Source organism: Enterococcus sp. S22(2020) (assembly GCF_020295385.1).
Classification (GTDB): Bacteria; Bacillota; Bacilli; order Lactobacillales; family Enterococcaceae; genus Enterococcus_L; species Enterococcus_L dunnyi.
On sequence record NZ_JACFUD010000002.1, the window covers coordinates 209,552 to 225,021 of the forward strand.

A 15,470-nucleotide genomic window follows, 5' to 3' on the forward strand; every position below is an offset into this window, starting at 1 on the left:
AATGCATTTCTGTTTCTTTGTAGAATAGAAAGTCTAGAGGAGAGAGTAGGATGGTAAAATTAAAAGTAATGGTTGCTTTCAGTACAAAAGCAGAAGCACTAAAACTGCTGCCTATAGTCAGCGAGATGAAAAAATACCCAGAAGACTTTTTATCTGTTGTTATTACAGCTAGTTCGCCAAAAGAAGAGTTGAAACAGATAATGGACTATTTTTCTGTAGTTCCTAAGTATGAGCTATTGATCGAAGATGATGAAACACGTATGCAAAATGTTTCAACTGTTTTGTCCAAGTTCGCGCCGATTTTGATAAAAGAGCAACCGGATGTCCTGTTGATCAACGGTGAAACGACAACAACGATGGCCATGAGTTTAGCAACTTTCTATCATAAGATCAGAGTAGGACATGTTGGCGCCGGCCTTAGAACTTGGCAAAAGTATATGCCGTTTCCAGAAGAAATCAATCGCCAGTTGACAGATGTTTTGGCCGATTTTTATTTTGTGTCAACGGACATGAATCGCTACAATTTACTTTTAGAAAATCATGAAGATTCAGCGATTTTTATTACGGGCAATACTGCCGCTGCTTTAGCAGAACAACAGAGTCCAACTGACTTTCATCATCCGATCGTAGAAAATATAAAAATCAAGGGAAAAAAAATTCTTCTATTCACAATGGATGAAAAAGAAAATTTAGGAAAGCCTATGGAACGGACATTTAAAGGAATCAGACAGATTGCAGAACAATATAGTGAACTGCTGGAAGTCATTTTTCCACTGCCTCTTGATTCCTTTGCACAAGAAAGAGCCAAGTATTATTTTGCAACTATAGACAATGTTCATTTATTTACTCCGCTGGAAGTTAAGTTTCATTATTATTTGATGGCCAATGCGTATATCATTATCACAGATTCCGGTACCATTCAGGAGGTTGCCCCTACACTTGGCGTACCAGTTCTTGTTTTACGAGATATAACAGAACGGCCGGAAGGTATTAAATTAGGCGCTTCAAAACTGATTGGAACAAGTACTGCAGATGTCAGAAGGGAATTACAATTTTTGCTTGATCATCCGTTTGAATATCAAAAAATGACGGAAGTGCTCAATCCTTATGGGGATAAGCGGGGAGCAGAGAGGATCATCAATATTTTAAAGCGTAAAATTTAGCTCAGATAAAAAATGGAATGAGAGCAGTATAAAAGTTTCACAGTCTAGCATTCATTTTGATTGCTTTTATCCTTGAGGACACTATAATAATGATGAAACCTATTATAGTGTGATTGATGGAGGAAACAGCATGGAAGAAGAACGATTTAGTATTACTTTACCTGAAAAAGTAGTCAAAGAATTTCAATTACAAGAAGAGTCAGATGTAACATTGAGAATCGACGAACAAAAAATTTTGATCGAGCCGACGGTAAAAGCGGCAGGAAATCAAACGATTTCGCTTCGTTGGTTTTTGATCCCAACGCTAATTACAAGTCTGCTCTTTTTTATTTATTTCTTTATTTCAAATACGACTCAAATTGCATTAGTTGGCCCTTATTCTATTGCAAACTTTATTCTTTCCCTAGGTGTAGCAAGTGGTGTGATCAGCTTTTTAGTATTTTTTATAAAAGGTAAACGGAATCAGGTCGCGACAAAATCTAAGAATATCTATTGGCGTAATTTTCCAGCAATTTTATTATCTTTTATTGTTATTCTAGTATTTTCATTATTGGTTTTTTTCAAAGTGATCGGACTGGTTTTTATTGGTGCTACCTTTGATAAATATACGGCAACGATGATTTTTCTAGTTTTTGTCGGGATGGTCAACTACTTTATGATCTATTCCGCTTTGTCTATTACTCTTTCTAAACTAACCAATCTGCTGATTTTTGTAATTGTTGGCGGGGTGCTGCTTGCGATGATCACGAATCGTGATCATCAATGGTGGCAGTATAATTTTAGCTTTTTAGGAACAATGGAAGCAACAAAGCGTTGGCAGTTTAATGTTACCTTGATGTTTTCAGCGCTATTGATGGTCGCTTTGATCGATACATTATTTGTTGAACTACAAAAAGCGATTCCCCATAGCAAGCGTCTAACTATTTTACGAATTCTTTTGACATTGACTGCTTTGGATCTTGGCGCAGTAGGATTATTTCCGTATACTGAAACAGGTCCTTTCCAAGGGGTTCATAATCAGGTAGCGGGCTATCTTGTGTATTTGATCATCATTTTGATTATCGGTATCAAGTGGCTGCTGCCAAGCGTCTCAAAAGAATTTCTTACATTTTCTTATTTGATCGTAGCTGTCTTAGTAGTTGTCTGTGTATTGTTTCAAGGGATGCATTATCTATCACTTACGGCTTTTGAGTTATTAGCATTTATGATCGCATTCAGTTGGATCGTATTGCTCCTTCAAAATCTACAGAAAATGGTCAGAAATAGCAACAATATCTTTACTATCAAAATCAAGCGGCAAACAGAAAAGTTATCTGAGGATTCTACTTCTTAATAAGCGGTGCCCAAAAGTCAGAGCCTTCAACAATTTAGCCAAAAAAAGAACCATACAAAAAAGTGTATGGTTCTTTTTTTGTTAATCGCTCATTTTTAAGCAGCTTTTATCTCAGACTCTTTCCAAGTAGCGGGACATCAGCTCCATATGGTGCATCACCGCTGCTTTCCGCATAACGCCCATTCCAGGAAATTTTTCTGCAGAAAAAGCGTCAAGAAGCAGTGTGAATCCCAACGTTGTCTCTCCGCCGCATAATTGTTCTTTCCAACAAAGCAGTTGCTCCATGAGGTCAAAAAATTGTTCTTTTTGAGAAAGCTCTTCATTAGTCGATAGAAAGTGGTGAATCCTCAGCACTTCTTTTTCAAAATAAACCAAATGCAAACTTAAATATTTTGACGGATAACTTTGTTCATAGTAAATTCGACTGTCGATTGAAAAGTCACTAAAACCGTCAAATCCTCTTTTACGGAAGGTCAAGTGAGTGGTCGAAAATAATTCATCTGGGCATTCTTGGTAAAATTCTGATCGAGGTAGACGGGTATAAACATCTTGAGAAAGAATCTTGGGTCCCTGAATTTTTTGCAGCAGCCGGAATTCTTCTGGAATCAAGACGGGAATCTGATTATTTTGCCAGTCACTTTCAAGGATAGGCGCTGCTCGCTCGGCGATGAACAACTCAGAACTATGTTGAAATGTCTCGATTGGCTGGTCGATAATTGAAGCTTTAGGTGCAGAAAGGGTATCCAAATACTCCGCACCTGTTAGTGTTAAAAAATCACCAGCTTGAGGATTCTGAACGATAAAAAACGGATGCTTCTTTTTTTGGATTTCTACCAAAAATTTTTTTAAAGTTGCCGAATTTTTGACTGGATCGATGATCGGCACAATTTTTTTTGAGAGTCGTTGATCGATCAAAAGAGTTGTCAGAGCAAGTAGATCAAATTGTTTGCCACGAAAATAAGGATAATACATCATCGTTCCTCCAGTAGACGCTGCTCTAATTGAAAATAAGCCGCTCGAGTTGCCTCTAATTCTTCTTTTAATGCTTCAATTGCCTGATTAGAAATATCCTCTGAAAAACGATCATAAAAATTTATTCTCCCGCCAAAAAGATCATAATCGGGTTGCCTTTTTTTCAGCTCTTTGTATAATTGATCAGTTGAGAAAACGCGAAGCCCTCTAGCGGTCTGTTTCGCTTTGCCGACTTCTCTCGCCTGTGCTGTGATCAGACGGAAGAGTAGTTCTTGTTCGGTCACAAGAAGTTCTTGTCTTTGCGGCTTTTTTTCAATTGTAAAATATCCTGGAAGTACCTGTTCTTCAGCGGAACTATATGGATGATAAACCATTGCTCCGATCGATTTTGGAATCTCTGTTTTGACTTTTTCAAAAAGTGCTTCTGGCAAGACGAAATAGTTGTAGTGACCGATAAAGGACAGCTTTGCTTTTGAACGAAAGTCTGCCTTGCTTGCTTTTAACTCGTAGCAACGCCATTCGAATTGTTTATCTGATGAAAGGCGGCAGCTAAGGGTATCGACGATTCCTTGATCATCAGGCATAGTCACCTCTTCTACGACGACATCACCGTTTTCCCGGCAATAATAATATAAGGTTTCCTCCATTTGAATGGTTAAAGATGTTTTCATGGGTGCTCCTTTAGTACTTTTCTACTACTATAAAACATATGTTCGTTTATTTAAAGTGTTTTATTCACTTTTTTGAAAATCAAGATTGATTTTTATTTTTGATATTTTAAATAAAATAACGATTTTTTTTATATAAAAATAAGAGGGGTACAATTGGTAGCTATGTTTTATCGCTTGTACACTAGTTTTTTGCTATAAATGTGATTTTATGTGTTTTTTATTTTCGTTAAAATATAAAAAAATAATCATAAAAAAAGATAGGAGAGGATATGATAAGTATATATCCATTTAAGAGAAGGAGTATTTATCAATGAAAAAACGTACACTGCACCTATTTATGCTTGTTCTATTATTCACACAAAGTGTTGGACCTGCACTGCCGGTTTTAGCCGTAACAAAAGAGCAAACGGAAATATCTGTTCAAAACGATCAGTCAGATGATACAACTGAGTCTAGTGATCTCGATGGACTTACTGAGAAAAACACAGAACAGTCTTTAACAGAGACTGTAGATGGTACAAATCCTGTTGAGCCGAAACCAATCTTACCAGAAGAGAAGCCTTCGGCAACAACTCTAGAAACAGAACAGCCAGAAGATATCGTAAATAAAAGTAGAGTTGCTGAAACTTATGAAGCAAAACAAATTGAAGATGAGATTTTGACTGGGATGACTGTGACAGATATGGACGGGAATGAATATAGCCAAACTCAGCCAAATCGAGTATTGAATACAACTCCTGTCACTGCCAAATTGAATTTTGTCGTTGAAGATAAAGATTACGCACCAGGATCTATTTATAAAGTCGGCTTGCCGGAAGGACTAGGATATTCGGATGTTAGTGGTGAAGTCGCAAATGTAGGGGCTAAATGGTCAGTAGACGCGCAAAATAAAACGTTATCGATCACATTTGAACAAAGAGTTACGGATACACAATTCAATTTAGATTTAAAAAGCTATGTTTTCTCAGCACAAAATCCGTTAGTCACAGTAGAAACACCTGGACAGATAAAGAATCATTATGTTTTTGACTTATATGAAAACGTTTCGCCGATTAGTTATGAACAAAGTCATAACAACTATGGATTAGCCGGGACTGTTTATTATAACTTAGACCGAACGCTATCCGGCAGTCAAACACTAGAATTATCAATGACAGATACACCGGGCGCCGTTTTTACAAATTCTTCACAAGAACCGCTGCAGGTTTATTCTTATGATGTGGCAGTCGACGGAACGGTCCTTCCAGAAACGAAACAATTACTGCAAAAAGATATAGAGTATACAATTGGGGCAGATGATCTATACCAAACGAGCGTTACGATCTCGAATATGGATCAGCAAAAAGCGTATGCTTTAGTTATTGTACGTGACCTAGCATTGGAAAGTGTGTCGAATTACAGTTATAGTTTTTACAACCAGTATCCAACCACCAAATTAGGCTCCGTTCGCTTACAGCAAACGAATGCAGTCAGAGGTGGCTTTGAATTTACTGCAAAATCAAGTACAAGCCAAAAGATGGTCAAAGAAGGCACTTTAGGTCAGCTACAGGGAGCTAATTTTTATGCGAAAGAAGATTACTATGTTTATATCTACAACTTACCTACGAAAACAAAGGTAGGTCAACAAATCGTCTTAGAAAGTAAAAATGGGCAAAATATTGGGGAGTACAAGATTTCAGCCAGAACAGCTGATTATCAGCCGGTATCGATCAATGATTTTTTTGATGTACGCAAAGAAAACAATCGCTTAGTTTTGACCGCAACCAAGGAAAGTGTCTTGACGATTGAGGCAAGCACACTAAAAATTCCTTTTGAACAAAAGGATATCGACTTAGCGATCAGTACGCCTGTTGTAGCAGCGAATAAAGAAATCATGCTGATGTCAGATCAGTTTGTTCAACCCTTATCGATTATCAATCCTAATAATGCTGAAACAGCTTGGGGAAATTTTGATGGAAATGGCGCCTATATGAGTGGTACGACTGTGGGCATTCAAGGCAGTCAAAGTGAACCGATCGAAAATTTAGTTATCGATGTTGAACATCCGGAGTATTTGCAATTAAGAGCACCTAAGGAAATCTTTCCTTATTATCATTTAAATATCGATTATACAGTGGAGAAAACAGCAACTGGTTCAGTAGTCAAATTTACAACACCGATCACGCGTGTCCTCAATTTTGATTTGGGTTTTAATTATGTTCCAGACAGCTTAGCCAAAAATGTTGCGATCCCGATAGATACGATTCCAGTAAGTTTAGGTGCAACTGGGCTTGAAACAGTACACACGACAGTTAAGACCAATCGGAAAATCTATTCAGAGCGAACGCTTCAAGCAAGTAAAAATCAATTTTTGGTCAATGCTAGAAATGATTCCTTTGACTCTTTGATCGTCACAACTAAAGTTCCTGTTGGAGCAGATGTTGTCTATTCCATTTATGATGTATCGAATGATCAAGTAGAGTCGATCTATCCACAGTACTGGGATCGCGGGCAATATTCAGATCGACCTTTATCTACGAAGGATGAGGCTTATCCAGAAATCGAATTTGATGAAAGCAATAACACGTATACATTTGATTTCGGTAAGACCTCCAAACGCTATATCATCGACTATCAATATGCGAATGGTTGGATCGACACAAACACGATCAATGTGACAGGCAGCACAATTGAGCCTTTATACAATAATCAACTGATGTCTGCGACGGTGTCTGTGAAAAATGAAGGAACAGAAATTTTATCCGCAACGCAAACAAGTCATGATACATTGAAAAATGTTACAAAAAATGAAGTGAAAACAAAAAATATTGATGATCAGACAAGGAAAGTCAAAAACCCAACCTTTGATATTACCACCAAAGGAACAACAAATGCAGCGATCGATCTACATTCGATTTCGGTAGAGGGTGTACCGAGCGATGCATACAAGGTTGAATCAACAAATACTGGTGTCCAACTTATTTTTACTGATTATACTTTGACGAAAGATATCACGATCACATTCAATACGATCTCGAAAAACGCTGGACAAATCTCCACTCAAACAATCATAAAATCGGATAACTTGCAGCAAATGGCTGAAACACGCAGAACCGTTGAGACTGCTCCTGTAGTGTTGAAATTTTCTGATGGTGATGCAGAAGGCGTTGTCTTTTTAACGAAAGCAAGTTTCCATACATTCAAAGAAATGCAGCCAGATGAAAATGTTCCTGATGTTCAATTTGAATTAACAGACAATGTTACTGGCAATCAATCAGAGTTTCGTACTGATGAAAATGCTATGTACACTTTTGATGGTATTATGTCAGGCGACTATACACTAAAAGCGACAAAGGTTCCAGAAGGTTATACGATTGCTGAAGAGTACCTTAATGGGAAAACGATCAAATTACTAAAAGAGTCGAACCGATTTGATATTCCGCTAAAAGAGAAAATCGATCAAACAGACATAGAAGTCAAAGACTCAACGATTTCAGTAGGAGCTTCGTGGGAGCCAATCGATAATTTTGTTAGTGCGGTAGATAGTAATGGCTCACCCGTCGACTTTGAACAAATTGTCGTTACAGGAACAGTTGATACTAGTACAGTTGGAAAGTATGAAGTAACGTATAAAAATAAAGGAAAAGAAGCAGTCGCTATTATTTCAGTGATTGCAGAACAAGCAACATTAAAGGTGAAAGATTCAACGATCTATGTGGGCGATTCATGGCAGGCAGCCGATAACTTCATCTCAGCAACAGATGAAGCAGGGAAAGAAATACCATTTCAAGAAATAGAGGTATCCGGAATGGTGGATACGAATAAAGCAGGTGTCTATGATGTTACTTACAGCACACCAAGCTTAACCCAAACGGCAAAAATCACTGTTCTAGCAGATCAAACAAGTATTGATGCTAAAAACTCAACGATTTATGTCGGTACGTCTTGGCAAGCTGCTGATAACTTTTTAAGTGCTACCGATCGGACAGGAAAAGCACTAAGCATCGATCAAATAACGACTAAAGGAACGGTTGATACGACAACACCAGGTGCCTATGATGTAACGTATCAAAATGGTGCAAAGGAAACAACTATTACCGTTTTTGTGGTAACAGATCAGGCGACATTAGCAGTGAAAGATTCGACGATTTATGTGGGGGATTCATGGCAGGCAGCTGATAACTTTATCTCAGCGACAAATGGAAAAGGCGTGACGATTCCGTTGCAGGAGATGGATGTTCTTGGAGCCGTTGATACAACAAAAGCGGGTATTTACGAAGTGACATATAGCTTTGAAACACAAAAAGCAATCGCAAAAATCACTGTGAAAGAAGACCTGTCTACTTTAGTTGTGAAAGATTCAACGATTTATGTAGGTGATTCGTGGCAGGCAAGTGATAATTTTGTATCAGCAACAGATAGAGAAGGTAGAGCGATTTCCTTTGATAAAGTCAACGTTATTGGAACAGTCGATACCAAAAAGAAAGGTGAAACAACTGTAACGTACACAACAAAGGCCGATTCAAAAACAGAAACGCAAACAAGTGAAAGGTCAGTTTCAAATGCTGATGACGCAACTGATAAACAGTTGATAGCAAAAGCAAAAATCACCGTACGAGAAAAAACGCCGGTCAAACAAGAAAAATCAAAACAAAATCAAACGCAAAATCGTCAAAACACCTATCCTAAAACAGGTGAAACACTTAATCGATCATTCTATCCATTAGGACTCAGTATGATTCTTTTTGCTGGTATACTGGGAACAATCATCTTCAAAAGAAAAAGACCAGATTGACTGTAAAATGCGAACTAAAAGAGGAATCAAGATTTTTTCACGCAATCGATAATTAGCGTATAGTAAGCTTTAAGGAGGCTGTGCCATAAGTGAAAAATAGAACACTCATACTTGGAACAGCCTTACTTGTTTCGGCAGCACTATTAGCGAAGGTTGAGACTTTTTATGGTGCTGAAGCCACCACTTCAGGCAAATATAAAATGAGCTATGAAGTGGATGGACAAATCAAAACAGTAACGATCGAAGTCAAACCAAATCAAACAGAACTAAACGTAAAAGATGTTGTTGTGACACTAGGTGGTAAATGGTCGCCTGAAGATAATATCGTTTTTTTGAAGGATAAAGCGGGTGAACCTTTAGCGCTTGAAAAAGTTACGATCAAAAATAACGTGGATCTGCAGCGTGCTGGTGTTTATTTTGTAAAATTCTCATACGGCACGTATCATTCGATAGCAAAGGTAGTTGTCCAAGAGCTGCCTGACTTTTCACACCAAGAGAAAATGATGATCGATCATTCCCCAAATGATGATAAAGTAAAAATAATGCTCAACGATGAGCTGTTAAAAAAAGAATCGTCCCCGAAAAAGGTTAGTATTTCAGGTGGAGCAGACTTGTCAGTCTTTACAAGTTTTGGAAGCATGCTAAGCTTTTTATCGGGTACACTTTTGTATGGAACAAGGAGAGAGTAAATGGATTTCTTGTTATTAGATGATCGCGCAAATTTAAAGCTGGCAATTCTTCGCCTGTTAGAACAACAATATTCCTTTTCAGAACGAAAGGATCGTTTATGTGAACGACTGGGTATTTCTCAGTATCTTCTAGAACGCAGCATGCTGGAGATCAATGAAGATCTGAAAAGATTTGGATTAATAGAAGCGATGGAAGTCATCGAGCAAAACAATGAAATCATACTTTTCCAAAGTGTCAAAATATCGTCAAGTATTGTTGAAGAATACTATTTGAAACATTCGCTAGAGTTTACACTTTTAAAAACGATCTTTTTTCACCAGTTCACTTCTATCAAAAAATACGGTGAAGAGCACGGGATGAGCCGAACGCTCGTCTATAAGATCGTGGATCGTATTAGAAAAGAACTTGAGCAATATGATATAAAGCTATCAAAAAATTTTCAGCTAGTTGGAAATGAACTGCACATACGTCAGTATTTTACGATGCTTTATTATAGAATTTATAAGGATTCAGACGAGTTATATAGTCAGTTGGATATCTTAGCGGTCAATGATCTTTTTGCAAAGCTTAAAACGACCTGTGAGGAAATCAATTCATTTTATTTGTTTCGACATTATTTATTGATCATGTTAGAACGGATCAAGAGAAAGCGACGTTATTTTTTATCAACGAATGATTTGGAACCGCTAGCTAGTCAAAAAAATCAGAGTTGCCAAATCATCGATCATTGGACAAAGCAAACGATCAGTGGAACGAAAAAAGAGCTTGAGATCGAAGTGACGGGCATCTTGAGCAACTTGTCTATTTATCGAAAAGAATTTTGTGACTTAGATCAGCCCGCAGTAAAAACATATCTCGTCCAGTTGAAAAAAGTATTTCAAGGGTTTCCGATGTTGAAGGGTTTAGAGCCAAACTTCTGTGCAGAAGTGAACCGTATTCTTTATCGACATCTGCTGATCACTCCTTTGATCGATATTACTTTACGTGTAATGGATCTTGATTTTTTTCATGAGCGTTACCCAGTGATTTTTGAACGATGTCGCCAGTTTATTTGCCAACTACCTGAAAAGGAATTTCGATTCAGCAAAAAATCTTTGTTCTTCAATTTGCTGCTTGTGGTTTCTCAGCAATACGATAAAGAAAATGAAAAACATCCAATCAATGTACATGTGAATTTTACGCAAGGAGAAAAATACAACCAGTTTATCAAAGAGCAAATCAAAATATTCGATTCATTCAACATTCAATTCCATTCAACAGTCCGTCCTGATACGGATTTGATCGTTTCCGATTATTTGCTTAATACAGCTTTTTCGGCAAGAAAACTGATTTGGCTGGCTCCGCCAAGAGCTAGTGACTGGCGGAATTTTGGCAATGAGATCGTAGCGATCAATAAGAACTTGCAAGTAATGAAACGAAGGAATGAGTAAGCGGAAATAAAGGACTGGGACATAACTCTACGAGTTACGTCCCAGTCCTTTTTTAAACGAATAAACAGTGGAAGCAGAAGTAACTACTACACTACACTTCGTTTCGATCTCATTAACTTCTACGCATGAAACATGCTAGAGTTAAAGGCCTTCGCTTCGATCACATCAGCTAACGCATACAGTTTCACTATTGTTGCAAGAACAAAGTGAAGCTAGCAAAATTCTAAGTGCTAAAGCATTAAGAGTTGAAGACTTCGGAAATAAGCTGACATTGCTGTAAAACACAACGAGGAACGAGTTGATATCACACAGTACCTACTTGGTTCTCGGAGTTGAACACTTCTGTCCCTTTTAGCTCTGTATTTTATATGTGCTTGAATATGTGTTAATTGATCTTACCACTGAAATATCTGTAAAAGGTATCTATTTTTTTGCGAAGAACTGTTCATTATGAGTAGGCTTTTAATGATAGTACAAGCATCGATACCTAGACGGTTCCTGATGTGTTGGGAAGTAGGCACTACTTTTCAACAGATGGCTTCGTTGTATATGATTATTTTTGAAAAAATTATCTGATAAAGTAAGCAATGGTTTGAGTGATAAGCGCCTTTTTTTGATTACTGCTAAAGAGAACCATTACAGCAAAATAAATTTTTTGGTTGTTTTTTGTCGAGAGCACACCATGAGCAGCGCCTTCTTTTCCGTGAGTTACGATAGATTGGATTTCAAGTGTGCGAATGGGTTCATGTCTTTTTTGAGTGTAGTCAATAAAGGACTCAATGCCAGTCAACGTTATACTCCCAGGTAAAACAAAGCAAAACTGTTGATCGAGGAGTAAAGAGAGAGTTTTTGGCTTTTCAGCAACAGCAGCGATCAAGAAATCTCGGATCATCCGCCTTTTTGGTGAATTATCACAATTTAGCTGGCACAGTACGGTAATATCTTTCGACTGATCTGTATCGACTGTTATTGGTGCAAATGCTAATCCATGTTCAGCTAAGGCTTTTTCTAAAAGTGTGATGGCTTTAGGTCCAACACCATGCATGCTTAAAAGCGACTTTTTATCGAATTGACTAAGTTGTTCTAAACGGGTGATGCCGGCAGAAGAAAGTGCATTCGTGGCTGGTTTTCCGATTTTTGGCAGTATTGTCAAAGTTATGACCTCCCTTTTTCTTTAGTTTAGATTGATTGCTTGTGAAATGCAATCGTATCAAATCAAACAGCTCCCAACGCCAGTTGACTATTTTTTTTCAAAATGGTAGAGTATCTTCTGAGGAAGGTGTTACACATGTACGTTTTATATATATCAACTCTTTGCTCCCTACAACTTATTTTGATGAAGTGTTGTATGGAGCTTAATCGAAAAGCAAGCAGTGCTTTTCATATTCATCAGTAAATTTTGTATAGCTATAAATTGTTTGCCGCGGCCTTTTTTTGAAAAAATGGTTCAGTTGTCATTCTATTTTTAGTGTACACATTTACTGAAGAATATATAGATTAAAAGACCCAGGACATTTCTGTCTTTGGGTCTTTTTTGTATGTTCTTTAGTAAAAATGACAAGAAAGAGGAAAAAATAATGGAATTATTACAAGTAACAGATTTAACCTATGCTGTACCAGATAAACAATTATATGAAAATAGCTCATTTACCTTGCAAAGCGGTGAACATATGGGAATCGTTGGAAAAAATGGTGCTGGGAAAAGTACCTTATTGAAGATTCTTTTGGGCAGTGTTTTACCTGACGAAGGGACCGTTTTATGGAATCCCAATGCGACTCTAGGCTATCTTGATCAATATGCGAATATGGACGAAACCTTGACGATCCACGAATTTTTAAGTTCTGCCTATCAGGAGCTTTATAAAACGGAAAAAGAAATGCTTAAATTATATGAGACATACGGAGAAACTGGAGAGGATCAATTACTGGAACGCGCGGCAGCTTATCAGGAAAGACTGGAAACCAGTGGTTTTTACGAAGTTGAAAATGAGATCAGTAAAGCGATCACAGGACTTGGAATCAGTAATGGAGAAGCTGCAAAGCAGTTAGCTGCATTAAGTCGCGGAGATAAAATCAAAGTAATACTTGCTAAACTTCTTTTGGAAAAACCATCTGTTTTGATTTTAGACGAACCGACTAACTATTTGGATCAGGAACACATCGATTGGCTGACAGACTATATGAAAGCTTTTGAAAATGCGTTTATCATCGTTTCTCATGATACAGAATTTCTTAGCAAAATAGCTACATGCATTTGTGATATTGATTTTGGAGAAATCAAAAAATATCATAGTGATTATACTGGTTTTTTAAAACAAAAAGCTCATTTTACAGAGGCCTATCAAAGTCAATTTGATGCCCAACAAAGAAAAATCAAGGAGACGGAAGCCTTTATCCAAAAAAATATTGCTGGGATCAAAACTAAAATGGCTCAGGGCAGAAGAAAGCATTTAGAGCGGATGGATCGATTGAAAGAGCCTGAAAAAACAATACCAGCTAATTTCACCTTTAAAAGTGCACCGCAAAGCTCTCCGAATGCTTTAACTATTGAAGGACTAGTTATCGGATATGATAAACAATTGCTTTCAGCGTTTGACCTACAGGTGAAAAAAGGAGAAAAACTTGTGATCACAGGGGCTGATGGATTAGGGAAAACAGCGTTGCTTAAAACTCTATTAGGTCAACTCCCTGCACTAGCTGGTCAAAGTCATTTTTCTCCTCAAATAAAAGTTGGGTATCATTCACAGGAAATCGAATGGGAAAATACGGAATGGACACCGATCGAAACGTTGGCGAATAAATATACTAGACTCACTTATGAGGATGTCCGCAGAGAACTTGCAAAGTGCGGGATCAAACGCGAGCTTGCGGATAAAAATCTTTACATGTTGAGCGGTGGTGAACAGTCTAAAGTAAAACTGTGTGATCTAACAATGCAGCCAAGCAATTTTCTGATACTAGATGAGCCGACAAATCATTTAGATGTGGATTCAAGAAAAGCACTTCAAACAGCACTGAAGAATTTTAAAGGCAGCGTTCTATTCGTTTCAAATGATGAACAATTCTATACACCGATCGTTGATAAGATTTTTGTATTGGAGGATCAAAAGCTGCTGCAGCAATAACTCATATACAAGAATCAAGACTAAACGAAGTAAAACCGGCATGAAACCCGTGTGCAATGTTCCGTTGCACACGGGTTTATTATATACTGGAAACAAGCAACGAAAGGGTGCATCAGATTTTATAGACAAAAGAAAGGAGGGCGCTTATAGTGAGCTTAGCCGTAGGTAAACAAATCAAAAAATTTCGTCAAAAACGTCATTTATCTCAACAAGATTTAGCCGATCATTTAATGATTTCACGTCAGACGATTTCAAAATGGGAGTTAGGGAAAAGTTTACCTGACTTAGAAAATGTGATCCGATTAGCTGAATATTTTGATGTGAGCGTAGATGTTTTGATCGGCTATAAAAAATCGGGATTCTTAACGTCATTGTTTCAAGGACGAAAAGGAAAGGAACTGACCAAAATGGCAAAAGATATCGAACAAAACAAAACTGCTTTTTACAGTGCATATGCTAAGGAAATCGATTCTTTATTCACAGAAGGAAAACGAGTCAACACCTTCCTAAAATTGGATGAAGCGATGTATCCTGAGGTGACCTTTTCAAGATGGATGGGGAATGCTAATTGTCTTTGCAGTGTGAGCAAAGGCGAAGTTACGATCGACCAAATCGGACGCTTTAAAGGACTAGTCAATCTACCTGTTGAAAAACGAATCGCTGAGTTTCCTATAACGGACATTAAAGAAATCACTATCCACTTTGCGAAATATTATCGCCATCTCGGCGGTGACTTCATGACATTGATCGATTTAGTAACAGAGGAAAACGTTTATTTTTTCTGGGTAAATTCATTGAAAGCAGCGCATGCTATCTATCATTACCCACCATTTTCTTCAACAAAGATTCAAGTGATGGAAGACTTTGAAGCGGCTCTAGCACTTGCGGATGAACAAGCAGCGTTTGAAGCATTACGCGAACAAGAAGCACTCATTCCACTATTTTACGGACAACAGCAGTGAAAGGCTATTATCAGATGAAAAAAAATACACCTTAGAAAAGATGGAATTCCTTATATAACCGCAACTCATGACGTTGATAATCCCCGCAGTGGTGAAGTGATGAAACGGTTGGGAATGACCTATCAGTATTCCTATGAAGAACCATGGCAGCCAAAAAATCGACTAGTAACATTCAAAATGTATCAGCTTAATCTTGATGAATATCAGGAACGCGTATACCAAAAGTAATGGAATTGCTCATCTGTCCATTTTGTTGAGGAAAATCTGTAAAACGGAAAAAATCAAAAAACGTAGGAATGCTTTATACGCATCTCTACGTTTTTTTCTAATATAGGACTTTTTATACAGAG

The 15,470-nt window shown here is 37.6% G+C and carries 11 protein-coding genes; 8 read left to right on the plus strand and 3 right to left on the minus strand.

Annotation, left to right across the window (positions count from 1 at the left end; genetic code table 11):
• Window positions 1-50 precede the first annotated feature (50 nt).
• Both wecB and H3T55_RS03960 read left to right on the plus strand, forming a co-directional pair.
• Entirely contained in the window at window positions 51-1,163 is a 1,113-nt protein-coding gene (wecB, locus tag H3T55_RS03955; RefSeq protein ID WP_225533433.1) for a non-hydrolyzing UDP-N-acetylglucosamine 2-epimerase, read from the plus strand.
• 130 nt (window positions 1,164-1,293) lie between these two features.
• Window positions 1,294-2,496 (plus strand): DUF998 domain-containing protein, encoded by a 1,203-nt coding sequence (locus tag H3T55_RS03960; RefSeq protein WP_225533434.1) that lies wholly within the window; start codon window positions 1,294-1,296, stop codon window positions 2,494-2,496.
• A 111-nt stretch (window positions 2,497-2,607) separates the two neighbouring features.
• On the opposite strand, the gene H3T55_RS03965 is transcribed toward H3T55_RS03960, so the two are convergent.
• Window positions 2,608-3,468: a sce7725 family protein gene (locus tag H3T55_RS03965; RefSeq protein ID WP_225533435.1), complete on the minus strand. Its 861-nt coding sequence runs from the start codon at window positions 3,466-3,468 to the stop codon at window positions 2,608-2,610.
• Complete coding sequence (locus tag H3T55_RS03970) at window positions 3,468-4,139, minus strand: hypothetical protein (RefSeq protein ID WP_225533436.1); 672 nt, start codon at window positions 4,137-4,139, stop codon at window positions 3,468-3,470. The genes H3T55_RS03965 and H3T55_RS03970 overlap by 1 nt, the downstream gene beginning before the upstream one ends.
• 310 nt (window positions 4,140-4,449) lie before the next feature.
• Here H3T55_RS03970 and H3T55_RS03975 point away from each other — a divergent pair, with 310 nt between their 5' ends.
• The 3 genes from H3T55_RS03975 to H3T55_RS03985 all read left to right on the plus strand — a co-directional run bounded on the left by H3T55_RS03975 (window position 4,450) and on the right by H3T55_RS03985 (window position 11,033).
• Entirely contained in the window at window positions 4,450-8,913 is a 4,464-nt protein-coding gene (locus tag H3T55_RS03975) for a bacterial Ig-like domain-containing protein (protein ID WP_225533437.1), read from the plus strand.
• An 89-nt stretch (window positions 8,914-9,002) separates the two neighbouring features.
• Window positions 9,003-9,602: a bacterial Ig-like domain-containing protein gene (locus tag H3T55_RS03980; RefSeq protein WP_225533438.1), complete on the plus strand. Its 600-nt coding sequence runs from the start codon at window positions 9,003-9,005 to the stop codon at window positions 9,600-9,602.
• Entirely contained in the window at window positions 9,603-11,033 is a 1,431-nt protein-coding gene (locus tag H3T55_RS03985; protein ID WP_225533439.1) for a helix-turn-helix domain-containing protein, read from the plus strand.
• Between the two features lie 568 nt (window positions 11,034-11,601).
• On the opposite strand, the gene H3T55_RS03990 is transcribed toward H3T55_RS03985, so the two are convergent.
• Complete coding sequence (locus tag H3T55_RS03990) at window positions 11,602-12,186, minus strand: DNA-binding protein (protein ID WP_225533440.1); 585 nt, start codon at window positions 12,184-12,186, stop codon at window positions 11,602-11,604.
• A gap of 424 nt (window positions 12,187-12,610) precedes the next feature.
• Here H3T55_RS03990 and H3T55_RS03995 point away from each other — a divergent pair, with 424 nt between their 5' ends.
• The 3 genes from H3T55_RS03995 (at window position 12,611) to H3T55_RS16600 (ending at window position 15,348) form a co-directional block, all read left to right on the plus strand.
• Entirely contained in the window at window positions 12,611-14,158 is a 1,548-nt protein-coding gene (locus H3T55_RS03995) for an ABC-F family ATP-binding cassette domain-containing protein (RefSeq protein ID WP_225533441.1), read from the plus strand.
• 149 nt (window positions 14,159-14,307) lie between these two features.
• A complete protein-coding gene (locus H3T55_RS04000) occupies window positions 14,308-15,120 on the plus strand; it encodes a helix-turn-helix transcriptional regulator (protein WP_225533442.1) in 813 nt (270 codons plus the stop codon).
• 99 nt (window positions 15,121-15,219) lie between these two features.
• Entirely contained in the window at window positions 15,220-15,348 is a 129-nt protein-coding gene (locus tag H3T55_RS16600) for a hypothetical protein (RefSeq protein WP_263864643.1), read from the plus strand.
• Window positions 15,349-15,470 lie beyond the last annotated feature (122 nt).

Excerpts from the sequence above, each read along its gene's own strand:
- wecB (WP_225533433.1), top strand. The coding sequence starts at position 51 with ATGGTAAAATTAAAAGTAATGGTTGCTTTCAGTACAAAAGCAGAAGCA.
- H3T55_RS03960 (WP_225533434.1), top strand. The coding sequence starts at position 1,294 with ATGGAAGAAGAACGATTTAGTATTACTTTACCTGAAAAAGTAGTCAAA.
- H3T55_RS03965 (WP_225533435.1), bottom strand. The coding sequence starts at position 3,468 with ATGTATTATCCTTATTTTCGTGGCAAACAATTTGATCTACTTGCTCTG.
- H3T55_RS03970 (WP_225533436.1), bottom strand. The coding sequence starts at position 4,139 with ATGAAAACATCTTTAACCATTCAAATGGAGGAAACCTTATATTATTAT.
- H3T55_RS03975 (WP_225533437.1), top strand. The coding sequence starts at position 4,450 with ATGAAAAAACGTACACTGCACCTATTTATGCTTGTTCTATTATTCACA.
- H3T55_RS03985 (WP_225533439.1), top strand. The coding sequence starts at position 9,603 with ATGGATTTCTTGTTATTAGATGATCGCGCAAATTTAAAGCTGGCAATT.
- H3T55_RS03995 (WP_225533441.1), top strand. The coding sequence starts at position 12,611 with ATGGAATTATTACAAGTAACAGATTTAACCTATGCTGTACCAGATAAA.
- H3T55_RS16600 (WP_263864643.1), top strand. The coding sequence starts at position 15,220 with ATGAAACGGTTGGGAATGACCTATCAGTATTCCTATGAAGAACCATGG.